Annotated in this window: 22 protein-coding genes and 1 tRNA gene; 14 read left to right on the forward strand and 9 right to left on the reverse strand. The window is 67.0% G+C overall.

Features of this window, described 5'->3' with window-relative positions; all coding sequences use genetic code 11:
• Positions 1-39 precede the first annotated feature (39 nt).
• Positions 40-1,032, forward strand: coding sequence for a class II fructose-bisphosphatase (gene glpX, locus ACFPMG_RS03735; RefSeq protein WP_014240259.1), 993 nt, complete (start codon positions 40-42; stop codon positions 1,030-1,032).
• An 81-nt stretch (positions 1,033-1,113) separates the two neighbouring features.
• Here the strand turns inward: glpX and ACFPMG_RS03740 are convergent, their stop codons facing one another.
• Positions 1,114-2,208 (reverse strand): glycerol dehydrogenase, encoded by a 1,095-nt coding sequence (locus ACFPMG_RS03740; RefSeq protein WP_376993878.1) that lies wholly within the window; start codon positions 2,206-2,208, stop codon positions 1,114-1,116.
• Between the two features lie 126 nt (positions 2,209-2,334).
• The gene (locus ACFPMG_RS03745; RefSeq protein WP_376993879.1) at positions 2,335-2,625 is read right to left on the reverse strand and encodes a transposase; all 291 of its coding nucleotides are present in this window, start codon (positions 2,623-2,625) and stop codon (positions 2,335-2,337) included.
• A gap of 119 nt (positions 2,626-2,744) precedes the next feature.
• Between ACFPMG_RS03745 and ACFPMG_RS03750 the strand changes: the two genes are divergently transcribed.
• On the forward strand, positions 2,745-3,749 hold the full coding sequence (locus tag ACFPMG_RS03750; protein WP_376993880.1) for a sensor histidine kinase: 1,005 nt from the start codon (positions 2,745-2,747) through the stop codon (positions 3,747-3,749).
• Positions 3,750-3,916: 167 nt separating this feature from the next.
• Here ACFPMG_RS03750 and ACFPMG_RS03755 read toward each other — a convergent pair whose 3' ends face one another.
• On the reverse strand, positions 3,917-4,201 hold the full coding sequence (locus ACFPMG_RS03755; protein ID WP_376993881.1) for a hypothetical protein: 285 nt from the start codon (positions 4,199-4,201) through the stop codon (positions 3,917-3,919).
• 210 nt (positions 4,202-4,411) lie between these two features.
• Here ACFPMG_RS03755 and ACFPMG_RS03760 point away from each other — a divergent pair, with 210 nt between their 5' ends.
• The 3 genes from ACFPMG_RS03760 (at position 4,412) to ACFPMG_RS03770 (ending at position 6,960) form a co-directional block, all read left to right on the forward strand.
• Positions 4,412-4,696, forward strand: coding sequence for a helix-turn-helix domain-containing protein (locus ACFPMG_RS03760; RefSeq protein ID WP_376993882.1), 285 nt, complete (start codon positions 4,412-4,414; stop codon positions 4,694-4,696).
• Between the two features lie 265 nt (positions 4,697-4,961).
• Positions 4,962-6,761, forward strand: coding sequence for a single-stranded-DNA-specific exonuclease RecJ (gene recJ / locus ACFPMG_RS03765; RefSeq protein WP_376993883.1), 1,800 nt, complete (start codon positions 4,962-4,964; stop codon positions 6,759-6,761).
• Positions 6,762-6,884: 123 nt separating this feature from the next.
• A tRNA-Glu gene (locus ACFPMG_RS03770) sits at positions 6,885-6,960 on the forward strand.
• Positions 6,961-7,477: 517 nt separating this feature from the next.
• On the opposite strand, the gene ACFPMG_RS03775 is transcribed toward ACFPMG_RS03770, so the two are convergent.
• Positions 7,478-7,918 (reverse strand): hypothetical protein, encoded by a 441-nt coding sequence (locus ACFPMG_RS03775; protein ID WP_376993884.1) that lies wholly within the window; start codon positions 7,916-7,918, stop codon positions 7,478-7,480.
• A gap of 404 nt (positions 7,919-8,322) precedes the next feature.
• Here ACFPMG_RS03775 and ACFPMG_RS03780 point away from each other — a divergent pair, with 404 nt between their 5' ends.
• Together ACFPMG_RS03780 and ACFPMG_RS03785 are read left to right on the forward strand one after the other, a co-directional pair.
• On the forward strand, positions 8,323-9,006 hold the full coding sequence (locus ACFPMG_RS03780; protein ID WP_376993885.1) for a hypothetical protein: 684 nt from the start codon (positions 8,323-8,325) through the stop codon (positions 9,004-9,006).
• Between the two features lie 149 nt (positions 9,007-9,155).
• Positions 9,156-10,418, forward strand: coding sequence for an exonuclease domain-containing protein (locus ACFPMG_RS03785; protein WP_376993886.1), 1,263 nt, complete (start codon positions 9,156-9,158; stop codon positions 10,416-10,418).
• Positions 10,419-10,437: 19 nt separating this feature from the next.
• Here ACFPMG_RS03785 and ACFPMG_RS03790 read toward each other — a convergent pair whose 3' ends face one another.
• Positions 10,438-10,905 (reverse strand): YaiI/YqxD family protein, encoded by a 468-nt coding sequence (locus tag ACFPMG_RS03790; protein ID WP_376993887.1) that lies wholly within the window; start codon positions 10,903-10,905, stop codon positions 10,438-10,440.
• 123 nt (positions 10,906-11,028) lie between these two features.
• Here ACFPMG_RS03790 and ettA point away from each other — a divergent pair, with 123 nt between their 5' ends.
• The gene (gene ettA / locus ACFPMG_RS03795; protein WP_376993888.1) at positions 11,029-12,705 is read left to right on the forward strand and encodes an energy-dependent translational throttle protein EttA; all 1,677 of its coding nucleotides are present in this window, start codon (positions 11,029-11,031) and stop codon (positions 12,703-12,705) included.
• Between the two features lie 51 nt (positions 12,706-12,756).
• On the opposite strand, the gene ACFPMG_RS03800 is transcribed toward ettA, so the two are convergent.
• The 3 genes from ACFPMG_RS03800 to ACFPMG_RS03810 all read right to left on the reverse strand — a co-directional run bounded on the left by ACFPMG_RS03800 (position 12,757) and on the right by ACFPMG_RS03810 (position 15,963).
• A complete protein-coding gene (locus ACFPMG_RS03800) occupies positions 12,757-14,238 on the reverse strand; it encodes a pentapeptide repeat-containing protein (protein WP_376993889.1) in 1,482 nt (493 codons plus the stop codon).
• A gap of 237 nt (positions 14,239-14,475) precedes the next feature.
• Positions 14,476-15,093, reverse strand: a complete 618-nt coding sequence (locus tag ACFPMG_RS03805; protein ID WP_376993890.1) for an MlaC/ttg2D family ABC transporter substrate-binding protein — start codon at positions 15,091-15,093, stop codon at positions 14,476-14,478.
• A gap of 93 nt (positions 15,094-15,186) precedes the next feature.
• Complete coding sequence (locus ACFPMG_RS03810) at positions 15,187-15,963, reverse strand: MlaA family lipoprotein (RefSeq protein ID WP_109069698.1); 777 nt, start codon at positions 15,961-15,963, stop codon at positions 15,187-15,189.
• A 408-nt stretch (positions 15,964-16,371) separates the two neighbouring features.
• Here ACFPMG_RS03810 and ACFPMG_RS03815 point away from each other — a divergent pair, with 408 nt between their 5' ends.
• The 4 genes from ACFPMG_RS03815 to metH are packed head-to-tail and all read left to right on the forward strand — an operon-like array spanning position 16,372 to position 22,312.
• Positions 16,372-17,355 (forward strand): ArsR/SmtB family transcription factor, encoded by a 984-nt coding sequence (locus ACFPMG_RS03815; RefSeq protein ID WP_376993891.1) that lies wholly within the window; start codon positions 16,372-16,374, stop codon positions 17,353-17,355.
• Entirely contained in the window at positions 17,352-18,233 is an 882-nt protein-coding gene (gene metF / locus ACFPMG_RS03820; RefSeq protein ID WP_376993892.1) for a methylenetetrahydrofolate reductase, read from the forward strand. The genes ACFPMG_RS03815 and metF overlap by 4 nt, the downstream gene beginning before the upstream one ends.
• 53 nt (positions 18,234-18,286) lie before the next feature.
• Positions 18,287-18,760 (forward strand): DUF29 domain-containing protein, encoded by a 474-nt coding sequence (locus ACFPMG_RS03825; RefSeq protein WP_376993893.1) that lies wholly within the window; start codon positions 18,287-18,289, stop codon positions 18,758-18,760.
• Between the two features lie 60 nt (positions 18,761-18,820).
• Positions 18,821-22,312, forward strand: a complete 3,492-nt coding sequence (gene metH, locus ACFPMG_RS03830; protein WP_376993894.1) for a methionine synthase — start codon at positions 18,821-18,823, stop codon at positions 22,310-22,312.
• Between the two features lie 66 nt (positions 22,313-22,378).
• On the opposite strand, the gene ACFPMG_RS03835 is transcribed toward metH, so the two are convergent.
• The gene (locus tag ACFPMG_RS03835; protein WP_376993895.1) at positions 22,379-22,789 is read right to left on the reverse strand and encodes a hypothetical protein; all 411 of its coding nucleotides are present in this window, start codon (positions 22,787-22,789) and stop codon (positions 22,379-22,381) included.
• A 181-nt stretch (positions 22,790-22,970) separates the two neighbouring features.
• Here ACFPMG_RS03835 and ACFPMG_RS03840 point away from each other — a divergent pair, with 181 nt between their 5' ends.
• Both ACFPMG_RS03840 and ACFPMG_RS03845 read left to right on the forward strand, forming a co-directional pair.
• A complete protein-coding gene (locus ACFPMG_RS03840) occupies positions 22,971-23,465 on the forward strand; it encodes a thioesterase family protein (protein WP_376993896.1) in 495 nt (164 codons plus the stop codon).
• 80 nt (positions 23,466-23,545) lie between these two features.
• Positions 23,546-24,058 (forward strand): pentapeptide repeat-containing protein, encoded by a 513-nt coding sequence (locus tag ACFPMG_RS03845; RefSeq protein WP_376993897.1) that lies wholly within the window; start codon positions 23,546-23,548, stop codon positions 24,056-24,058.
• Positions 24,059-24,149 lie beyond the last annotated feature (91 nt).

A 24,149-nucleotide genomic window follows, 5' to 3' on the forward strand; every position in this document is an offset into this window, starting at 1 on the left:
ACCATAGAAGAACCGAGCATCGATTCGGGGGAGAACACCATGTCCGTTCATGTCGACCTGTCCGGTATGGACCGGAACCTGGCTCTGGAAGCCGTCCGCGTCACCGAGGCCGCCGCGCTGTCCGCGTCGCTGCTGATGGGCCGCGGTGACGAGAAGCTTGCCGACCAGGCCGCGGTCGACGCCATGCGCCAAGCGCTCAACACCCTCTACATCGACGGCACCGTCGTGATCGGAGAGGGCGAGCGCGACGAGGCGCCCATGCTCTACATCGGCGAGAAGGTCGGCGCCGGCATCGGCCGCGGGCCGAAGGTCGACATCGCGCTCGACCCGCTGGAAGGCACCACCATTTGCGCCACCGGCGGCCCGAACTCGCTGGCCGTCATCGCCATGGCGGACGAGGGCGGCTTCCTGAACGCCCCCGACGTCTACATGGACAAGATCGCCGTCGGCTCCGGCCTGCCGGAAGGCGTGGTCGATCTCGACGAGACGCCGGCCAACAACCTCAAGGCCCTGGCCAAGGCCAAGGGCACCGAGGTGCAGGAACTGCTGGTCTGCATCCTGAACCGTCCGCGCCACGCCGAGCTGATCGCCCGCGTCCGCGAGGCCGGCGCGCGCATCATGCTGATCAACGACGGCGACGTGTCGGGCGTGATCGCCACCAGCCAGGCCGGCACCGGCGTCGACATGTATGTCGGCTCGGGCGGCGCGCCGGAAGGCGTTCTGGCCGCGGCGGCGCTGCGCTGCATCGGCGGCCAGTTCCAGGGCCGTCTGCTGTTCCGCAACGACGACGAGAAGGCCCGCGCCGCCCGCTGGGGCGTCAAGGACCTGAACAAGAAGTACAGCCTGACCGAGCTGGCCAGCGGCAACGTCATGTTCGCCGCGACCGGTGTGACCGACGGCGCCATGCTGCGCGGCGTCCGCCGCTTCCCCGGCGGCGCGACCACCCACTCGGTGATCATGCGTTCCAAGTCGGGCACCGTGCGCTACGTCGAGGCGCACCACAACCTGCAGCGCAAGCCGTCCATGGCGTAAGGCCGAGGCCGCAAGAAAAAGGGGCGCGCGGCATTCCACCGCGCGCCCCTTTCTTTTTGAAGATTTCTCCTTCTTCGGAGATTACAGGCCTTTCCGCCGCCGTCCCTCGGCGTCGGCGGCCTTCATGGCGGCCAGGACGCGTTGCGGGGTGATCTCGTGCGGCTCGTTGTGGATGGTCTCGCCCTCCGCGCAGGCCCGCTCCGCCGCCAGCAGAAGCCGCTCGTCCGACACGTCGCCAAGGCCGATTTCGGCCAGCGTCGTCGGCAGCCCCACCGCCTTGCAGAAGCCGTAGACCTCGTCCAGCACCGCCGGCGGCCGGTCGGTCAGGATCAGCAGCGTCAGCGTGCCGAAGGCGACCTTCTCGCCGTGCCAGTAATGGTGCGTTTCCTCCAGCGCGGTCAGGCCGTTGTGGACGGCGTGGGCCGCCGCCAGCCCGCCGCTCTCGAAGCCCAGACCGCTCAGCAGCGTGTTGGCCTCGACGATGCGCTCCAGCGCCGGAGTGACCACGCCATGCTCGCAGGCCGATTTGGCGAGCACGCCATACTCCAGCAGCGTGTCGTAGCACAGCCGGGCCAGGGCGAAGGCGGTCATCGGGCCGACGCGCCCGGTCATGTTGCCACCGCGCTTGATGCGGCAGTCCTCTGCCTCGAACCATGTGGACAGGGCGTCGCCCATGCCGGAGACGAGGAAGCGCACCGGAGCGCTCGCCACCACGCCGGTGTCGACCAGCACGAGGTCGGGGTTGCGCGGCAGCAAGAGGTAGCGCTTGAACGCCCCCTCCGGCGTATAGATCACCGACAGCGCGCTGCACGGCGCGTCGGTGGAGGCGAGCGTCGGGACGATGGCGGTGCGAGCGTCCAGCGCGTGGGCGACCGCTTTGGCGGTGTCGAGCGCCTTGCCGCCGCCGATGCCGACCACGACGTCGGCGCCCATGGCGCGGGCGAGGCCGGTCAGCCGCTCGATCTCCTCGTCGGAGCACTCGCCACGGAATTCCTGGATGTTCATCTCGACGCGCCCGGCGGCGGTCTCGACCAGCCGGCCTTTCAGCGTCTTCAGGACGAAGCTGTCGGTGACGGCCAGAACCGTCTTGCCCAGCCGGGCCAGATCCTCGCCCAGGCTGTCGAGGGCGCCGTTGCCCTGGACGTAGCGGGCCGGAAAGATTGCCGTGGTGATCATGGTTCCCTCCTCCGCATGGTGATGACCGCAGTGGAGCAGGACGCTTCTCCACCCGCAATGACCTGTCTCAAGTTGCGGTGCAGCAAATAAATCCACTGCCTTTGTGTTGGGGCGCTTCTGCAAAGGTCAGAGCCATAGAAGGATGGCGGCGACGGTGATCATAGCGAGGTAGTTGGCGGCGCGCTTCTTGTACCGAGTGGCGGTCCGGCGGAACTGCTTCAACCGGCCGATCCGGCGCTCCACACGGTTACACTCGCGATAGGCGGTGCAATCAAACGTCGGCTCCGGGCGCTCGTTTCTCTTGGTCGGGATCGCTGGCTGGATGCCGCGGCGGTGCAGGGCGCGGCAAATCACGCTGCTGCTGCAGGCTTTGTCGGCGGCCAGCCGTTCCGGTTTCGTCAACTCAAGGCGTACCATCCGAACCAGATGGGGGCGAGGAAACCGAGGCCCACCGTTTTCCGGAGCATCCGTTCTGTGACCGAAGACGGCCCTCAGGTGTTGTCCATACCCGTCTGCCGGCTTGATCGGATTAAGGTATGGAAAACCTGCTTCTTCAGTTCCTCCCCAAGGCCCCACAATCGATCTGGGTGCGATACGGGGTTTCAGCCGTGATCATTGCTATCACAACGCTGTTGCGTTACGTCCTTGAGCCCATCCTAAGCAAATACCCCTTTCTTCTATACATCCCTGCAATTTTTCTGGTCTCACTGCTGTTCGACCGCGCGTCTGGTTTTATCGCCGTTCTCCTATCTGGTGGTTTCGCGGCGTGGTTGTTCATGGAACCGCGGGGTGATCTCTGGATCGCCGATCATGGCGACCAGTTGGCCTTCATGATCTATGTCGGCCTGGGGCTTGGTATCGCCGCGATCACGGAAATGCTGCGCACGACGCTCGAGGAGCTGTGCCAGTCCTGGGAAAAGCTGGCTGCGTCAGATCAGGAAAAGGATCTCATGCTGCAGGAGATCCATCACCGCATCCGCAACGATCTCCAACTGATCTCCGCCCAGCTGACCTTGGCGGCCATGCGGCCGGAAAACGCCCAAGCGATGATGCAAGGGACCATCGAGCGCATTGGTGTGTTGGCGCGCATCTATGGCCGCCTGCGCCGTGTCGATGGGGCGAGCATCGTGAACGTAAGGGAGTTTCTGGAGAGCTTGGTGGAGGACCTCCAGCTGGGCATGGTGGGCGTGCGACCGATTGCCTTGAGCGCCCGCGCGGACAGCGTGGACTTGGACATGAACACGGCTGTCGCTGTCGGCACCATTGCCAACGAACTCGTTACCAACGCGGTCAAGTACGCCTTCCCCGACGCGCAGGCAGGCTGGGTTGATCTCTCGTTTCGGCAGGAGGCAGACGAGTACATTCTGTGCGTCAGCGACAACGGCGTCGGGTTCACCTCGGACCAGCCGAAAGGGACGGGTCTCGGGCGTCAGATCGTGCAGCAGCTGGCGTTGCAGCTTCGAGGCAAGCTGGACATACAGTCCCGAACGGAAGGTGGGATTCAGGCAATGCTCCGTTTTCCTGTTCCGCGTCCAGGCTAGGCTCCAGTCGACACTGCGCTTTCCCGCCTTGCAAGAATGGAAAGCCCGTACGCTAACAGCGGCGCTCAACCGCCAACAGGTCTCCCAGGCAGAAGCATTCGCAACCCGACACCGGTTTGCAGAAGCGCTCTAACAAATAGTGGGCGGCAGTGGTGGGGCGCCGTTCTTCACCGATGCATGTGCGTGGCGTAGGCAAGCACCAGATGTTCCAACTCAGGGCGCCGCAAGTGGGGCGCGTCAGCCGTGAGGAAAGCCACCGACCGCGTGATCATCGCCACTGTTTCCGGCGGCGTGCAATCACCCCCGGCCACTGTGACGGTCATCAGCAGCGCCACGGCGTCGCCCAGACAGCGCGGTTCCAACCGTTGGAGTCGCTCCTTCGCCGCCGCCATGGCCCGCACGGCTCCGGCCTCCGGCACCCGGTCCCAGTGAGCGAGCGGTGCTGTCAGCACGTCCAAATCCCGCAATCCCGGCGAGTCCGTCCGCACGGGCAGGCGAACAAAGCCCGGACCGAGGGCGGGGTGGGATAACGCGGGCAAAGCTGTGCTATCCTCAGAATCCACCATGATCTGAGCCTCTGTAAGTGAGCAAAGGGGTGGTGCAGCGATCGAGCCGGTGTGCGGCTTGTTTCACCTTCAACGCCATACTGCCGATAGCCAAGAATGCAGTCAAGTGCCGAAATCGGAACAGGGTTGTCAATTTTCCCGATCCAGTGCAAGCTTGCCCGTGTCGCATTGAACTGGGGCGTGCGTGATCTGGCACAGAAAGCGGATGTGTCGGCTAGTACGGTTGCCCGTTTCGAACGTGGCGACCGTTTGCTCCCGCGAACCGTTTTAACCTTGCGCCAGGCATTGGAGGCCGGCGGCATCGAATTCATTGGCGAGGCGGACGGGAAGGGACCGGGGCTGCGGTTCCAGCAGCCATTTCCCACTGAGCCCGAGGGCTGAAGGGGTAGAGCATCTGCTTCCCGGTCTGCCCCCACCCTAACCCTCCCCCGCTGGGCGGGGGAGGGAACTCCGCCGCACGTCGGCAAAACTCCTGCCTCCCTCCCCCGCCCAGCGGGGGAGGGCCGGGGTGGGGGCAGCCCCTTCGGAAGACTGCGCCATGCTTGGCGGAGCTGCCCGAGGTGCAGGGCCACCCCCACCCGCTGGCCCCCGCTGCCCCACTTCTGCTATGGCTTCGGCCTTTCCGATCCGTGGCATTCTGGGCAGCATGACCGACACCGTTCCCCCCTTCCTGAACGTCGCCCATTCCCTGTCCGGCAAGCGCTGGCAGGCGCGGCCCTACGACGAGCGGCTGGCCTGGGGGCTGGCGCAGGGGCGGGGGCTGCCGGAGATCGTCGGGCGGGTGCTCGCCGCCCGCGGGGTCACGGAGGAAGCGTGCGACGGCTTCCTGAACCCGACGCTGAAGGCGCTGCTTCCCGACCCCTCCCGCTTCAAGGACATGGACATCGCCGCGGAGCGCATCGCCCGCGCCGTCATGGATGGCGAGCCGGTGGCCGTCTTCGGCGACTACGACGTGGACGGCGCCACCTCCTCCGCGCTGCTGCGGCGCTTTTTCCGCGCGGTGGGGGCGGACCTGCGCATCTACGTGCCCGACCGCATGAAGGAGGGCTACGGACCCAATGGCCCGGCGCTGCTGCGGCTGAAGGCGGAGGGCGTGCGGCTGGTGGTGACGGTGGATTGTGGAATCTCCGCCTTCGCGGCGCTGGAGGCGGCGGCGGAGGCCGGGCTGGAGGTGGTGGTGCTCGACCATCACGCGGCGGAACCGCGCCTGCCGCCGGCCGTCGCCCTGGTCAACCCGAACCGGCTGGACGAGGACGGCACCTATCGCACGTTGTGCGCGGCGGGGGTGACCTTCCTGGCCGTGGTGGCGGTGAACCGGGCGCTGCGCAGCGCCGGATTCTACGCCGGCCGCAACGAGCCGAACCTGATGGAGTGGCTCGACCTCGTGGCGCTGGGCACGGTGTGCGACGTGGTGCCCCTGACCGGGCTGAACCGAGCGCTGGTGGCGCAGGGGCTGAAGGTGATGGCGCGGCGCGCCAACCCCGGCCTGTCCGCCCTGTCCGACGTCGCCGGGGTCAAGGAGAAGCCGGACGCCTACCACGCCGGCTTCGTGCTCGGCCCGCGGGTCAACGCGGGCGGGCGCGTCGGCGCGTCGGACCTCGGGGCGCGGCTGCTCTCCACCGACGACCCCATGGAGGCGATGGAACTGGCCCAGAAGCTGGAGGCCCACAACGCCGAACGCCGCGCGGTGGAGCAGGGCGTGCTGGCCGACGCAATGGCCCGGCTGGAGGAGCGCGCCGAGGAGCTGGCCGAGCTGGTCTTCGTGGCGGGGGAGGGCTGGCACCCCGGCGTGATCGGCATTGTCGCCAGCCGTCTGAAGGAGCGCTACAGCCGCCCCGCCTGCGTCATCGCCCTGGAGGAGGGGGCGGACGGCACGGTGATCGGCAAGGCCTCGGGCCGCTCGGTGCGCGGGGTCGATCTCGGGGCGGCGGTGATCGCCGCGCGGCAGGAGGGGTTGCTGATGGCCGGCGGCGGGCACCGCATGGCGGCGGGCTTCACCGTGGCGGGGAGCAAGCTGGCCGACCTGCAGGCCTTCCTGACTGGCCGCGTCGCCGAACAGGTGGCCGCGGCCCCGCTGGTGCCGACGCTGGAGCTGGACGGCGCGCTGTCCGTGGGGGCGGCGAACACATCCCTGGTGGACCGCCTGAACCAGCTCGGCCCGTTCGGCACCGGCAACGCGGAGCCGCGCTTCGCCGTCACCGACGCCCGTGTGGTGCGGGCCGACGTGGTCGGGGCGAATCACGTCCGCTGCATCCTGCAGGGCAGCGACGGGGCCCGGCTGAAGGCCATCGCCTTCCGCGCGCTGGAGAGCGAGATGGGAAAAGCCCTGCTGATGGGCCGCGGATCGCCCTTCCACATCGCCGGTGTCCTGCGCATCGATCGCTGGAACGGGGCGGAGGGAGTCCAGCTCCTGATCGACGACGCCGCACCCTCCCAAACCATGTGAATGCAAACAAATTCGTGGCGGTGAGGGTGCATGGGGGGCATACGCGAACGGGGTAGAAAGGAGTTGGAAAAAACGCTTGCGCTCGGCCCGTCATCCCATTAGTAATCCCGCCACGCCAACGACGTCCCCATCGTCTAGAGGCCTAGGACACCGCCCTTTCACGGCGGCGACAGGGGTTCGAATCCCCTTGGGGACGCCACTTCCTTAGAAGTGGGTAAGATTAACGGTTCAGCGCAGCTCACCGTTACCGTTGTGGTGCATCCTTATCGCATAGCAAACACTACGAAGAGTGGCGCTGACAGCATCTCAGTGCGCTACGAATTCGACGCCTTTGAGGACATCGCATAGGTTTATGAAATCCGCGCTGGATTGATTTTCTCTGCGCTGGTGCGTCGCCATGCGAGGGTGACGGCAAGGACAGCCGCTTCGATTGCCCGCCACCAATTTCCTGCATGGCGGCAAGGGCTGCGAAATGCTGCTGTCCGCCAGAAAGTTGAGGGAGCCTTGGGCTGCCCCCAACATTCCGCTACGCTGCAACTAACGCTGAAAACGGCTTTCTTTCCTTATTTCCACCGGCATCGGAAGATCATCGAGCGCTGGTTCGGACGCCTCATGACTTTCGCCACATATTCACCCGTCATGAGCGTTCTGCCGCCGACTTCATGGCAGCAACCCACATCGCAACAGTCGTTGCTTCCTGGTTACGAGTACGGACCCTAAGTCCCCTTACGGCCCCGGACGTTGCGGCGGACGATCGATTGCGCTTCCACGACCAGATCGCTGCCGCCCAGGACGCGGGTGAAAAGCGCCTTTACCGTCGCCTGACCATGCACCGTCAGCACGCCGCTGCGCGTATCGTCCTCGATTTTCAGCGCTGCGGCGTGGGCACCCAGAAAGCTCTTGGAAAAGGCGTTGTCGAAGAAGCTGCGGATGTGGCCGTCCCGCTGATCGTCGAACATCACCCGCCCGCCCGCCAGGGCCGCCGCGTCCACCGCCTGCGCCAAGCGGGCCTGAACCGCGTAGCCGCGCACGGTCTCCAGGGTGTAGCCGGCGCCCACCGTCAAGGGCAGGCCGAGCGCGACGATCAATGCCAGCGCAAGCCTGCGCCCGGACCGCCGTTCCTGCCGATGCTGGAGCGCGTAAGGCTGGTAGACCATCACCATCGCCAGACCCAAAAAATGTGAAGGAGAACGCAAGACCAAATATGCCGGGTTTGCCTTAATGAGCGATTAACAGGGGTCGAATAAGTCTTTGAATGTTTAAAGCCTTGATAACGAGAGCGTGTGTTCGTTCACGCTTCTTCTCATTATTATTTTGAGTTGAGCGAAGCTTTTTATTGTTATGAGGATAAAATGGTTCGAAATTCGTACTAAATCCTATGGTTGGTCCAGCATGGTGGGGCCGCCAGACACGATAGGGATTCCGCGCCGCATCGGAAGGGGGAAAAAGAAGGATCGGCCATGCGCCTGGGCCGTGCGCTGAAAGGATGCAGGAATAAAGCCGTCCGTTCCGGCGTCCACGAACCAGCATCGTCCGAACAACAAGGCAAGGGAGGACACCCATGTTTCTCACCATCTTTGGGGCTGGAATCGGCATGGCGATCTCATCGGCTGTTCTGTTGACGGCGGCGCCGGCACCGGCGCAGACGTCCGGCGGTTCCGCGGGCATGAGCTTCTTCATCACCAGCGTCGGATCAGGAAAAGGCGCCGATTTTGGTGGTCTGGAGGGTGCGGACCGCCATTGCCGTCAACTGGCGCAGGCCGTCGGGGCGGGGAACCGCGATTGGAAGGCCTATCTGTCGACCCAGGCGGCCGACGGCCTGCCTGCGGTGAACGCCCGCGACCGCATCGGCGCCGGCCCCTGGCAGAACGCGAAGGGGCAGGTGATCGCCCGCAGCGTTGAGGATCTGCACGCCACCAACGGTCTGACCAAGCAGACCGGGCTGACCGAAGCCGGCGAGACTGTCAAAGGCCGAGGCGACACCCCCAACACCCACGACATCCTGACCGGCAGCCAGCCGGACGGTACAACCTTCGCCGGTGCGGAGGACCGGACCTGCGGCAACTGGACCCGCGGCGGGACGGAGGGCGCCGCCATGGTCGGCCATCACGACCGCATGGGGCTCGGCGACGACCCGTCGGCGAAATCCTGGAACAGTTCCCACCTGACGCGGGGCGGTTGCAGCCAGGACGCCTTGAAGGGCACGGGCGGCGCGGGGCTGCTTTACTGCTTCGCGGCGGATTAGCAGGGCAGGAGCGGGAGGGCTGACCCGCCCGCTCCCTTTCCGCCGGCATCCGGGAGCGTTACAGTCGCGTCATTCGTAAGGTGTGTGGAGGCGGCCCGATGCGGGGCGGGGCGTGGTGTTCGGCGGTTCTGGGCTTTGCGGTGGCGGGCATGGCGCTCGCTTTCCTGGGGGTGGAAATCGGGCGGCTGGCCGTCGCCGACCCGGAGCGTTCCTTGCTGGACATGGGAGCGGTCGGGCTCGGCGTGCTGGCGCTGTGGATGGCCTTCGCCCGGCTGAACCGCCATTTCCGCGATCTGGGTCGGCTGCGCGAGACCCTGTCGGCGTGGCGCGGGCGCAGCGCCGCCTCTCTTGCCGCCGATGCGAAGGAGGACGAGGCCGGCGATCTCGCGCGGGCGGTGGCGGAGGCGTTGCGCCATGGCCGCCATGGGGAGCACCGCCCGGGCGAGCGGCTGGCCGGCGTGATCGCCGCGCTGGAGGAGCCGGTGGTGGTGCTCGACGATTTCGGGCGGATCGACACGCTGAACCCCGCGGCCTCCGCTCATTTTGGGCTGTCGGCAGGGGCCGACATCTACGATCACCTGTCGCGCCCCGAGCTGTTCCGCGCCATCGAGCGGGCGCGCGAGGACGGCCAGATGGTCTCCGCCCTGCTGCGCCGCGCCCAAGGGGGCGAGGTGCCGGTGCGCGTCAAGGATCTGGGGCTTCAGTCGGGGGTCGCCCTGGTCTTCCCGGCGAAGGCGGGGGAGGCGCAGCCGCGGCTGTCCGGCGAGCGGCTGCTCCTGCGCCCGAACGCCCGTCCCGCCCATCTCGGCGACGAGGACCCGCTGCCGGCCCTGCCGATGGTCAGCCTGTGGGTCGCCACAGCCACCGGGCGGGCGGAGGAGGGGCCGCTCATAGCGGTGGGCACGGTGCGGATGGTTGGGCCGCGCGTCTTTCGCAGCCTGTCGTTGGAGCTGTTCATCGATCCCGGCGCGCCCATTCCTGCGGAGGGCACCGCAATCCATGGCGTGACCACGGAGATGGTGGAGGGCGCGCGCCCCTTCGCCGCCGCTTGGCCGGTGATCGCCGACGCCCTGCGCGGCTGCGCGGTGGTCGGCGTGGGGGTTGATGCATCGCTCGGCACGCTGGCCCGCGCCTGCCGCGGTACCGGCCTGCCGGAGCCGGAGGCGCCGCCGACGCTCGACCTCGCCCGGCTCGCCGCGGCGCTCGATCCGGCGCTGGAGGGGGCATCGCTGGAGCAATTGGCCGCCGCCTTCGGCATCGCCACCGACCGCCGCCTGGGTCCCTTCGCCCCCGCCCTGGTCGAGGCGGAGCTGGCCGCGGGTTTGCTGACGCGGCTGGAGCAGCGGGGGATCGCCACGCACGGACAGGCGCGCGCCTTCGCCGCCGGTCAGGCCGGCGCGCTGCCGGAGTGAGCGCCACCCGAATGAAGGGTCAGCGCCATTTCGGCCGTCGCCCGGCCTTCAGCGCCTGCACCGCCTGATCGAGCGTCTGCAGGAACTTCGACTTGTCCTGCTGGCTCATCGGCTTGTTGCCGCCGCTGACCACACCCATGTCGCGCAGGTCCTGCATCAGCGCGCGGGTGGCGATGGCCGAGCCGATGCTGTCCTCCGTGAAGGGGCGGCCGGTCGGGCCGATCACCACGGCGCGCTTCTTGACGCAGCGGTCCGCCAACTGGATGTCGGCGGTGACCACGATGTCGGTCTCGGTCGCGTGCTCGGCGATCCAGTTGTCGGCGGCGTCGAACTCCGACCCGACGACGACCAGTTCCGATAGGCATTCGTTGGGCAGGCGGAGCGGGCCGTTGCTGACGATCCAGACCTTGATTCCGCTGCGCCCGGCCACCCGGTAAATTTCCGACTTTACCGGGCAGGCATCGGCATCCACATAAATCTCGACCACCCGGCCTCCCTCCTTCGCCGTTTCATGCCGCGTCCTTATGCGCTAAAACCCTGGGCGAGCGAAGTGGCGCCGCCGGTGGCGTCCTGAATTTTTCCTTTTTGTGCAGAAGGGGCGGAGCGGCGCATGGCGTCCTATCAATATGTCTATGTGATGAAGGGCCTGTCCAAGGTCTACCCCGGCGGCAAGAAGGTTCTGGACAACATCTGGCTGTCCTTCCTGCCCGGCGTGAAGATCGGCGTTCTCGGCGTCAACGGCTCCGGTAAGTCGACGCTGATGAAGATCATGGCCGGTCTGGACAAGGATTACTCGGGCGAGGCCTGGGTCGCGCAGGGCGCCAAGGTCGGCTACCTGCCGCAGGAGCCGCAGCTCGACCCGACGAAGACGGTGCAGGAGAACGTCCTGGAGGCCCTGGCCGAGACCAAGGGGCTGCTGGACCGCTTCAACGCCGTGTCGGAGGCGATGGGTGAACCCGATGCCGACTTCGACGCGCTGCTGGCCGAGCAGGCCGAGCTTCAGGAGAAGATCGACGCCGCCGACGCCTGGGACATCGACCGCACGGTCGAGATCGCCATGGACGCGCTGCGCTGCCCGCCGGGCGACGCCGACGTGACCAAGCTGTCCGGCGGTGAGAAGCGCCGCGTGGCGCTGTGCAAGCTGCTTCTGGAAAAGCCCGACCTGCTGCTGCTCGACGAGCCGACCAACCACCTGGACGCTGAGTCCGTGGCGTGGCTGCAGAAGCACCTTGAGGACTACAAGGGCACCGTCGTCCTGGTCACCCACGACCGTTACTTCCTCGACAACGTGACGGGCTGGATTCTCGAACTCGACCGCGGCGCCGGCATCCCCTACGAGGGCAACTACTCCTCCTGGCTGGAGCAGAAGCAGAAGCGGCTGGAGCAGGAAGGCCGCGCCGAGGAGGCCCGCCAGAAGCAGCTCTCCACCGAGCTGGAATGGATCCGGCAGTCCCCGCGCGCCCGTCAGGCCAAGAGCAAGGCCCGCATCTCCGCCTACGAGACGCTGCTGGCCGAGAGCGGCAAGGAGGCGACGGGCGAGGCCCGCATCGTCATCCCGACGCCGCCGCGCCTGGGCAACGTCGTCATCGAGGCCGAGAGCATCAACAAGGGCTTCGGCGACCGTCTGCTGATCGACGGCCTGTCCTTCCGCCTGCCGCCGGGCGGCATCGTCGGCGTGATCGGCCCGAACGGCGCCGGCAAGACCACCCTGTTCCGCATGATCACCGAGCAGGATGGGCCGGACGCCGGCGCCTTCCGCGTCGGCGACACGGTGAAGCTGGGCTATGTCGACCAGAGCCGTGATACGCTGAACCCGAACAAGACCGTGTGGGAGGAGATCTCCGACGGGCTGGACGTGATCGACCTCGGCAAGAAGTCGATGCCGAGCCGCGCCTACGTCTCGTCCTTCAACTTCCGCGGTCCGGACCAGCAGAAGAAGGTCGGCCAACTGTCCGGCGGTGAGCGCAACCGCGTCCATCTCGCCAAGATGCTGAAGTCCGGCGCCAACGTGCTGCTGCTCGACGAACCGACCAACGATCTGGATGTCGACACGCTGCGCGCGCTGGAAGAGGCGCTGGAGAGCTTCGCCGGCTGCGCCGTGGTCATCAGCCACGACCGCTGGTTCCTCGACCGCCTCGCCACCCACATCCTGGCCTTCGAGGGCGACAGCCATGTGGAGTGGTTCGAGGGCAACTTCGAAGCCTACGAGGCCGACAAGAAGCGCCGTCTGGGCGAGGATGCGGTGAACCCGCACCGCATCAAGTACAAGCCGCTGGTCCGTTCCTAATTGGCTCCGGCAGGCTCCCTCTCCCCATCCGGGAGGGGGAGCCTTCTTCCGTTACCCTTCCAGCTTCTGATGCTCCAGGAAGGCGGTCTTCAAGAGCTGCTTGAGATCGTCGCCATACTGGTGGAAGCGCACGGACACCTGCCCTTTCCCCGCGCCCTTGTGCACCACGACCATCCGCGCGGTGGCCACGATGTCGTCCCGTCCGGTGATGGACAGGCGACCTTCGATCGTCTCGCCCTCCTCGAACAGATCGTCCGGCGCGTAGAGGCAGACTCCGCCGATCGACCAGTTGCGGGAGGAGTGGGCGCCGCGATCGGTCTGGACGATCAGGCAGGGCTGTGCGTAGCGCTTCTGCGCCCGCCGTTCCTCCGGCGCCGGCGGCGGCGGCGGCGCGGTGTCCACGGCCACCGTGATCCCCGTGCCGTCGAGCTTCGCCCCGCCCAGCTTGGCGGAGCGCAGCACCGCATCCTCCATCCGTGCGTCGCGCAGGTCAGCGCCGGTCAGGTTGGCACCGTCGAAGTTGGTCGGCCAGGGACGGTCGCCGGACAGGCGGGCGGGGCGGGCGTCGGCGCGTGCCAGGACGGCGCGGGACAGCCCGGCGCGGCGCAGGTTGGTGCCGTTCAGGCAGGCCTCGGTCAGGTCAGCCCCGATCATCTCGGTGTAGGACAGGTCGGCCATCTCCAGGCTCGCCTTGCGCAGGCGGACGCCCATCAGGCGGCAGCGGCGCAGCCGCGCCGCGGCGAGCACGCGGCCGGTCAGGTCGGCCCCGATCACCGACACGAGGTCGAGATCGAGGTGGCGGCCCTCCGCGCCCTGGCTGTTCACCCACCGCTCATGCTCGGCGACAGCCTCAAGGAACGCTCCCGACGGCATCGGCTTGTAGGCTGGCTTGACGATGGCGTTCTTGGGAAGGGAGGCGGGCAGGTAGTTGCGGTCGAGCGTCGCCTCGTCGATGGTTGTCCCGTCGAAGGTCACGCCGTCCAGCGTGGCGCCCCAGAAATCGGCGCCGACCAGGACAGCCGCTGTCATGTCGGCGCCCGTCAGGTCGGCGTCGTTCAGGTCGGCGCCGCTGAGGTCGCAGCCGGTGAAGTTCGCGCCGGCCAGGATGGAGCGTTCCATCTTCGCTTCGGTCAGGCGGGTGACGCCGTCGCTGCGCGGCTTGTCGTCGGTTCCGCTCATCAGCGATCCGGCGCGGAAGTCGGCGCCGCGCAGGTTGGCGTCGGTCAGGATGGCCCGGTGCAGGTTGGCGCCGCGCAGATCCGCCCCGATCAGCGTCGAGGCGGTCAGGTTCGCCCCCTCCATATCGGCGCCGAACAGGTCGGCCTGCGAGAGGTCGGCCCGGACGAGGCGGGAGCCGACCAGGTTGGTCCCGGCCAGCTTCGCCCCGTTCAGGTTCACCCGGTCGAGGTTGAGGCCCGACAAGTCGCGGAAGCTGAGGTCGGCCCGCCGCCCGCCGCGGCGCGTCAGCCACGTCTGGTGGGCGAGGATGATCGCCTTGATCTCGTCGATCTCGTTCGGAGTCCGGTCGGCCATCGGATGGGGCGCCCGCTGCTGCAACACACAAGAGAGGCTTCGGGCGGGACCATACCCCTTCCGGCGGTGTTCGTCACGGAATCGCCGTTTGGACCATCGTGAAAAAGGGGCCATGAAAAAGGGGCCATGAAAAAGGGGCCATGAAAAAGGGGCCATGAAAAAGGGGCCATGAAAAAGGGCCGCCCGAAGGCAGCCCTTGAGATGGTCCGGTCTTTCCGGGACGCACGGAGCGACGGATCAGCCGGCGCTGCCGACCTTCTGGCGGAGCGCCTGGAGCAGCCCTTCCACCCGACCGCCGTTCTGGCCGATGACGGAGGCGAACTCCTGGCGCTGGGTCACGCCCATGCTGACGCCCTCGACCACCACGTCGATGATCTTGTAGGCGGTGTCGCGCTTGCGCACGCGCCAGTCCACATTCACCGGCGGGCCGTTGGGGCGGACGATCTGGGTGGTGACCATGGTGTCCGCCTCGCCCTCCACGCGGGATCCGGTGATGCGGAAGGTCTCGCCCGAATATTCGACGAAGCGGTCGGCGTAGGTGTTGACGATCAGCCGCTCGAACAGCTTCTGGTATTCGTCGTGCTGCTGCGGCGTGGCGGAGCTCCAGTAGCGGCCCAGCACCCAGCGCCCGATGTAGGCCACGTCGAAGCCCTGGTAGAGCAGGGTGCGGAAGCGCTGCACCGCCTGTTCGCGCGACAGGCTCTTGTTCGAGAAGGTGGCGACGGCCTCGTTCCCCAGGGTTTGGATGAACGCGGTCGCGCCCGGATCAGCCGATTGTGCGGCTGCGGGACGGGCGGCCCAGCTGCTCACCGCGAGCAGGGCCGCGCACACGAGAAACAGGCGACGTGTCAGCATGGCAAGGCAAAAGTGGCTGCCGCGGGGGCTTTGTCAACACTCAATCGGATGAAGGATCGAGCGCGGACGGTTGCGCCGCGGCAGACCTCCTCCTTATTTCTTGGCGGGTTCGTCGAAATCGGGGAATTCCGGCGTCGCCGGCGCGATGTCGTTGGCGATCGCGGCGCGGCGCTGCTGCGCGTAGAGGCTGCGGGCTGTCGCGTAGAAGTCCAGGGAGTTTTTGCGCAGGTCGTCGATCTCGCGCAGGAGTTGCGAGCGGCGGTCCAGGCCCGCGGCGGCGGTCCGCCCGTACATGGCGTTGTCCGCCCCGGCGGCGTTGGTGCCGATGCGGAACGGGTCGGCCAGCGTATCGACGCCGTAGCCCAGCGTGTCGCGGACGTTCGACGGGCCGAGGAACGGCAGCACCACGTAGGGGCCGGGTCCGACGCCCCAGACGCCCAGCGTCTGGCCGAAATCCTCCGGACGGTCGCCGATTCCGGCCTCCGTCGCCACATCGGCGAGGCCGCCGATGCCGAGGATGGTGTTGGTCATGAACCGGCCGGTGGCGACCTGGGCACCCTCGAAATCACCCTGCAACAGGTTGTTGGCGATGTAGAGCGGGCCGAGCAGGTTCTGGATGAAGTTGTGCACCGCCTGGCGCAGCGGGTCGGGGACGACGCCCACATACACCTCCGTCGCCGGGCGGATCAGCAGGATGTCCGCGGTCTCGTTGACGGCGAAGACGAATCGGTTGGGAATCTCCAGGGGATCGCTGACCGTGACATCGGCTTCGTTGCTGCCGGGCGCGGTTGCGCAGCCCGCCATGCCGAGGGCGACGACGGCCACGGCGGCCGAGCGAAGAAGGGAGCGGGAGAGGTTGGCCAGCTTCATCGGCGACGGCTCTTTCTGGGGACACGACTTTGGGCGGGGCATCCGATTCCGCAGCCCTGTCGCGCCACGTCGGAAGGGGGCGACCCCTCCGTCGGGCGGCGACGGACGCTGCCGGACAGGACATCGCCCGGAAAATCCGTGCGATCCCTTTGTTCCGTGCCTAACACAGGTGCTGCCTTTTGACCAGCGCGCCACGCGAGGTCACCGTACGGACACCGCCTTATGTGGTAGGATTGCCGCGCCCTTCGCGTTGCGTCCGGGTGTCCCGCCAGCCGGTTCCCCCGATTGGAAGGGGTGCGGTGAAAACGTGTTTACGCTGCATAAAGATATCTTTATATCTGTATCCCGCATGGCGGGCCGCGGTGGCTTGCCGGTCCTGCGGGGCCATTGGGGACGGTGGCGGCGGTCATGGACGAACTGCTTGCGACATTGAAGGCGGCGGCGGAAACCACGCGGCTTCGGCTGCTGGCGCTGTGCGCTCATGGCGAGCTGACGGTGACCGAGCTGACCCAGATCCTGGGTCAGAGCCAGCCGCGGGTGTCCCGCCATCTGAAGCTGCTGTGCGATGCCGGTCTTCTGGACCGCTTCCGGGAAGGCACCTTCGCCTTCTACCGGCTGACGGAGCGCGGCGCCTCGGCGGAACTGGCGCGGGTGCTGGTGGACGCGATCCCATCCGACGACCCGACGCTGACGCTGGACCTGGAGCGGCTGGACGCGATCAAGCGCGCCCGCTCCGAGGCGGCCGCGAGCTATTTCCGCGAGAATGCCGCCCGCTGGCATGAAATCCGCTCCCTCCATGTCCCGGAACGCGAGGTGGAGGAGGCGCTGCTGCGTCTGATCCCCGCCGACGGGATCGGCGATCTTCTGGACATCGGCACCGGCACGGGCCGCATGCTGGAGGTGCTTGGCCCGCGAGCCCGGCGCGCCGTGGGCGTGGACCAGTCACGCGAGATGCTGTCGATCGCCCGTACCAAGCTGGAGGACACAGCGCTCCGCCACTGCCACGTCCGGCAGGCGGACATGTACCAGCTCCCCTTTCCGTCCGGGTCCTTCGACGCGGCGGTCGTCCACCAGGTGCTGCATTTCGCGGAGGCGCCGGCCGATCTTCTGGCCGAGGCGGCGCGGGTGCTGCGGCCCGGCGGACTGCTGCTGGTGGTTGATTTCGCTCCCCACGCCTTGGAGTCCCTGCGGGCGGAGCACGCGCACCGCCGGCTGGGCTTCTCCGACGCCGAGGTCGCCGCCTGGTGCCGCCAATCCGGTTTGGACTGCGGAGCCGTGGTGCATCTGCCGGGCGAACCGCTTACCGTCTCCATCTGGCCGGCGGTGCGCGCCGCGAAGGGCGCATCGCCGGCCGATCCCTCCATCCTCTCCATCAGCGGAGCCCAGTCATGACGTCCGGCACCCCGTCGGTCAGCTTCGAATTCTTCCCGCCCAAGACGGAGAAGATGGAACAGAGTTTGTGGCAGGCGATCCAGCGCCTGGCCCCGCTCGCCCCGTCCTTCGTCTCGGTGACCTACGGGGCCGGCGGCTCGACGCGGGAGCGCACGCACAACACGGTGACGCGCATCCAGAAGGAGACGGGTATCCCCGCCGCCGCCCACTTCACCTGCGTGGGCGCGACGCGCGAGGAGATCGACGCCATCGCCCGCACCTATTGGGATGCCGGCATCCGCCATCTCGTGGCCCTGCGCGGCGATCCGCCGGAGACCGAGGGCGGGGTCGGCGGGCGCTACGTGCCGCATCCCGGCGGCTACGCCTACGCCGCCGATCTGGTGGCGGGGATGAAGAAGGTCGCCGATTTCGAGATCTCCGTCGCCGCCTATCCGGAGTCCCATCCGGAGGCGCCGAGCGCGCAATTCGACCTGGACAACCTGAAGCGCAAGGTGGACGCTGGGGCGACCCGGGCGATCACCCAATTCTTCTTCGACAACGACGCCTATTTCCGCTTCCTCGACCGCTGCGCCGCTGCCGGCATCACCGTGCCGATCGTGCCCGGCATCCTGCCGATCACCAACTTCGCCCGTGCGGTGGAGTTCGCCGGCAAGTGCGGGGCGGCGATGCCCCAGCGCTTCGCCGAGACCTTCGAAGGGCTGGACGCCGATCCGGAGACCCGGCAACTCGTTGCCGCGACCATGGCGGCGGAGCAGTGCCAGGCGCTCCAGGCCCAGGGGATCAAGGACTTCCATTTCTACACGCTGAACCGCTCGGAGCTGACGGTGGCCATCTGCCGGATGCTGGGCGTGAAGGCGAAGCAGCCGGCGGTGTCCTGACCGCCCCCCTGTGCTAGGGTGTTGCGGATGATCGCGGTCGCGGAGGAAAGGCCATGGACAGCCGGATCGGCTACGACGACGACTTCTACGCCTGGACCCAGGAACAGGCCCGCCTTCTCCGCGAAGCCGCCCGCGAACGCCTCAACACGCCCATCGACTGGGAGCATGTGGCGGGAGAGATCGAGGACATGGGGCGTTCGGATGCCAAGGCGCTTGGCAGCGCCTTGAAGCGGGTGTTCGAGCATCTTCTGAAGCTCGAACATTCGCCCGCGCCCGACCCCCGGCTGGGGTGGCGGGAGTCGGTGGTCAATCACCGCATCGCCGCCTGGGACGAGATCGACACCAGCCCCAGCCTGCGCAGGAAAATCGACCTTGGGCGTGCCCACCGGGATGCCCGCCGTCTGGCCGTCCTTGGTCTTGCCCGGGATGGAGTTTCCGATGACGCCGTCCCGCAGGACTGCCCCTACACGCTGGAGCAGGTGCTTGACCACGACTGGTGGCCGACGAACCGCCACGGCCTTGAGTAAATCGCCGACTTCCTGAACCTTTCCGCCCGACCTTCCTTCCGAAACGGACCCGATCTTCCCATGCCGCACATTCTCGACACTCTCCGTGACCGCGTCCTGCTCTGCGACGGCGGGTTCGGCAGCCGCATCCAGGCGCTCGATCTCGACGTGGAGAAGGACTACTGGGGGCACGAGAACTGCACCGACATCCTGCCGCTCTCGCGTCCGGACATCGTGCGGGAGATCCACCGCGGCTATTTCGAGGCCGGCGCGGACATGGTGGAGACGGACACCTTCGGCGCCTCCCCGGTGACGCTGGGCGAGTTCGGCATCTCGGAGAAGGCGTTCGAGATCAACCAGCGCGCGGTCGAGCTGGCGCGCGAGGCGGCGGAGACCTTCACGGACGGGCAGCCGCGCTTCGTCATCGGCTCGGTCGGGCCGGGCACCAAGCTGCCCAGCCTGGGCCACATCCCCTATCAGGATCTTGAGGACAGCTTCTTCGTCCAGGCGGCCGGTCTGATCGCCGGCGGTGCCGACGCCATCCTGGTCGAGACCTGCCAGGACCCGCTGCAGATCAAGGCCGCCGTCAACGGCATCAAGCGCGCCCGCACCGAGGCCGGATCCGACACGCCCGTCTTCGTCCAGGTGACGGTGGAGACCACGGGGACGCTGCTGGTTGGCACCGACATTGCCGCGGCGGCCACGGTCATCCAGGCGCTGGACGTGCCGCTCATGGGCCTGAACTGCGCCACCGGCCCGCTGGAGATGAGCGAGCATGTGAAGTGGCTGACCCAGAACTGGCCGGGCCTCGTTTCCGTGCAGCCGAACGCCGGCTTGCCGGAACTGGTCGACGGTAAGACGCACTACCCGCTGCGCGCCGACGACTTCGCCCACTGGCTGGAGCGGTTCGTGACCGAGGACGGGGTGAACCTCGTCGGCGGTTGCTGCGGCACCAACGTCCCGCACATCGCGGCGGCCAATCAGATGCTGCGCAAGCTGGCCCCGGCCGGGTCGCACCGCCCGAACCCGAAGGGCCGCACGGTTCATTGGGTGCCGGCGGTGGCCTCGCTCTACTCGCAGGTCACGCTGCGCCAGGAGAACGCCTTCTTCGCCATCGGCGAACGCTGCAACGCCAACGGCTCCAAGAGGTGGCGCGAGCTTCAGGAGAAGAACGACTGGGACGGCTGCGTCGAGATGGCCCGCGAGCAGGTGAAGGAAGGCTCGCACACGCTGGACGTCTGCACCGCCTTCGTCGGCCGCGACGAGGTGGCGGAGATGAAGGCCGTCGTGCAGCGCTTCGCCGGCTCGGTCACCGCCCCCCTGGTCATCGACTCCACTGAATACATCGTTCTGGAGAAGGCGCTGGCGCTCTACGGCGGCAAGGCCATCCTCAACTCCATCAACTTCGAGGACGGCGAGGAGCCGGCCCGCAAGCGCCTCGCGCTCGCCAAGAAGTTCGGCGCGGCGGTGATCGCGCTGACCATCGACGAGGAGGGCATGGCGAAGACGCCGGAGCGCAAGCTCGCCATCGCCAAGCGCCTCTATGACCTCGCGGTCAACGAGTTCGGTCTGCCGGCCCACGACCTGCTGTTCGACCCGCTGACGTTCACCATCGCCACCGGCAACGAGGACGACCGCAAGCTGGCGATCTGGACGCTGGAGGGCATCGAGACGATCAGCCGCGAGATGCCCGGCTGCCAGATCATCCTGGGCCTGTCCAACGTCTCCTTCGGCCTGAATGCGGCGGCCCGCCACGTCCTGAACTCGGTCTTCCTCGACCATGCGGTGAAGCGCGGCATGACCGGCGCCATCGTGCATGTGTCGAAGATCATGCCGCTGCACCAGATCCCCGAGAAGGAGGTCAAGACCGCCGAGGATCTGATCTTCGACCGCCGCGCGGAAGGGTATGACCCGCTCCAGGCCTTCATCGCGCTGTTCGAGGGCCGCAAGGCCGCGGACGCCAAGAAGAAGGCCCGCGCCGAGACGGTCGAGGAGCGGCTGAAGGAGCGCATCGTCGACGGCGACCGCACCGGGCTGGAGGACGATCTCGCCGAGGCAATGAAGACCCACCCGCCGCTGGAGATCATCAACACCTACCTGCTCGACGGCATGAAGGTGGTGGGCGAGCTGTTCGGCGCCGGCAAGATGCAGCTTCCCTTCGTGCTCCAGTCCGCGGAGACCATGAAGGCCGCCGTGGCGTGGCTGGAGCCGCACATGGAGAAGCTGGACGGCCAGCAGAAGGGCACCATGGTGCTGGCCACCGTGAAGGGCGACGTCCACGACATCGGCAAGAACCTCGTCGACATCATCCTGACCAACAACGGCTACAAGGTCGTCAACCTGGGCATCAAGCAGCCGGTCGGCGCGATCATCCAGGCGGCGAAGGAGCACAGGGCCGACGCCGTCGGCATGTCCGGCCTGCTGGTGAAGTCCACCGTCGTCATGCGCGAGAATCTGGAGGAGATGACCCGCGAGGGGCTGGAGGTTCCGGTCCTGCTCGGCGGCGCCGCGCTGACCCGCGCCTATGTGGAGACGGACTGCGTGGCCTCCTACGGCTCGGGCCGCGTGGCCTACGCCGGCGACGCCTTCGACGGGCTGACCCTGATGGATCAGGTGGTGGGCGGCAGTTTCGATCAGCAGCTCGCCATCCAGCAGGCCAAGCGGGCGGGCCGGGCGGTCAACCGCCGCCGCGTGCTCGGGCAGGCGACGAGCGCCACCGTCGGCCCGGTGGACAAGGACGCCGCCCGCGCCCGCCGCGCCCGTCTGGCCGAGGGCGTGCCGGTGCCGACGCCGCCCTTCTGGGGGCCGAAGGTCATCGAGCATGTGCCGCTGAAGACGCTGGTGACCTACCTGAACGAGCGCATGCTCTACCAGCTCCAGTGGGGCTACCGGAAGGACGGCAAGTCCTTCGAGGAGTTCAAGGATTGGGCGAGGAAGGAGCTTCGCCCGGTGCTCGACCGCATCCTCCAGATCGCCGCGAAGGAGGAGATCCTGCGGCCTCAGGCGGTCTATGGCTACTGGAAGGCGGCGGCCGACGGTGATGACGTCATCCTGTTCGCCGAGGACGGGACCAGCGAGGTGGCCCGCTTCACCCTGCCGCGTCAGGCCAAGGAGGACGGCGAGTGCATCGCCGACTTCCTGCGCGACGTGAACGACGGCGAGCGCGACGTGCTGGGCCTGCAGATCGTCACCATGGGCCAGCATTGCGCCGAGGTGGCGCGGGAGTGGTTCGCGGAGAACCGCTACCAGGATTATCTCTACCTGCACGGCCTGTCGGTGGAGATGACCGAGGCCATGGCGGAGTACGTCCATGCCCGCATCCGCGCCGAGCTGGGCTACGGCGCCGAGGACAGCCGCGACAAGGAGAAGCTGCTCCAGCAGGCCTACCGCGGCAGCCGCTACAGCTTCGGCTATCCGGCCTGCCCTAACCTCGCCGACCAGGAGCAGCTTCTGAAGCTCCTCGACGCCGGGCGGATCGGCGTGGAGATGTCCGACGAGCACCAGCTCCACCCGGAGCAGAGCACGTCCGCCATCGTCCTCCACCACCCGCGGGCGAAGTACTTCAGCGTGTGAGGGTGAGGAACCGTCGCTTCCGCGACTGGCGGAGGCGACGGAGTCCGATGCTGATTGTGGCCTGCTTTAGAACTTCTTGATCTGATAATAGGTGTCGGCGTCGAAGCTGATGTAGCTGATCCGGCTGCCGTCGGTGTTGACATAGAAATGCAGATCGTTCGGTTCGCCCGGCACCCGAACGGTGAAGTGCTTGCAGTTGCCGGCGGCTTTCAGCGGACGGGTCTGGTGCTGGTGGATGTTCCACAGGACCGTGCAGGTGGGGGTTCCGCTGGAGGCGGCCTTTTCCAAAGCGCTCAATGCACGGTCGCCGTTCCGGCCGGTGAAATCATATTGGCGCCTGTTGCTGAAAGTGGTGTCGACATATTTTTGAAGCGTTGCCAGCGCCACATTCTCCAGGTCGACGATCAAGTTGGGCACCTTTTCGTGAGCTTTGGCAAAATCAGTCTTGCTGTTTGCGTTTTGAGCCAATGTCAACATGGTCACCTCTACGTTTTGCAAGGAGAAGGCGCGTGTTCGTCGCGTCTCCATCCTATGGAACGAGGCGCGCGCGGCACTCGTGAAGGATGGTTGTTCAGAGCTTGAAAAACCTGAGCGTGTGAGTGGTTGCCTTGTGCAAGCCGGTTCCCAAAGCGTGGCGGCATCGCTTATCCTTGAGGGCATGAACCATTCGCCCACCCCGCTTCGCCTGCATCGGGAAACGGTCCGCCCGGAGTGGATCGACTACAACGGCCACATGAACGTGGCTTACTATCTGCTCGCCTTCGATCACGCGACCGACGCCGTTCTCGACCATTTCGGGATCGGGAAGGCCTACGCGGAGGGTGAGGGGCGGTCGATGTTCGCGGTGGAGGCGCACCTGACTTATGCCCGCGAGGTAACGGAGGGCGACGGGCTGACCTTTGCCTCCCTGGTTCTGGGCGCGGACGCCAAGCGGCTGCATCTGTTCCACGAAATGCGCCACGAGGAGGACGGCTTTCTCGCCGCCACGGCCGAATTCGTCCTGGTCCATGTCGATCTGGCGGAGCGCCGGTCGGTGCCACTGGCGCCGGAGGCTGCAGAACGGTTGGTCCACGCTGCGGCGGAGCACGCGGTTCTGCCCGTACCGCCTCAGGCCGGTCGGTCGGTCGGGTTGCGGGCGCCGAAGGGGGCGTGACGGTAAGTCGCTGCCCGCCACCGCCTTTTGTTGCGCCGGACCCTTTGTTATTGGGCTCCTGCGACACTATCTGTTGGCCCATGAAGACGACAATTTTCGCCGCCTTCGCGGTACTTTCCACCTTCCTGGGCACCGCCCTGGTCCCCTCCGCCGCATTGGCCGAATGCACCGACCCGGCGCAGCCGAAGGTGAACTGGCGCCGCTGCTATTTCGATGGGCGTGATCTGTCGTCTGTGAAGCTGGCCGGGGCGATGCTGCGCGACGCCACCTTCCAGCGGGCCACGCTGAAGGACGCCGACCTGTCGGAGACCGACGGCTATCGCGCGAAATTCTTCAGCGCCACCATGCCGGGGGTGAAGCTGGACGGCGCCCGCCTGATCGAGGCCGATTTCACGCGTGCCGATTTGACGGGGGCCTCTCTGAAGGAGGCGGACCTGCGCAACGCCAAGCTGGTGAACGCCATTCTGCAGAAGGCCGACTTCACCGGGGCGCGGCTGGGCGGGGCGGACCTGCGGCACGCCGATCTGTCGGGCGCCACCTGGATCGACGGCACGACGGTCTGCGCCGAGAAATCCGTGGGTCAGTGCAACTGAGGAAAGCGCAAGTAACTTTCCCTTCGGTTGTAATATAATAACCCGACTGGAAAGTTGCTTGCCCGTCTCTTTCCCGCTGCGGTAGCTTTTT

This window comes from Azospirillum himalayense, from assembly GCF_042657465.1.
GTDB lineage: Bacteria > Pseudomonadota > Alphaproteobacteria > Azospirillales > Azospirillaceae > Azospirillum > Azospirillum himalayense.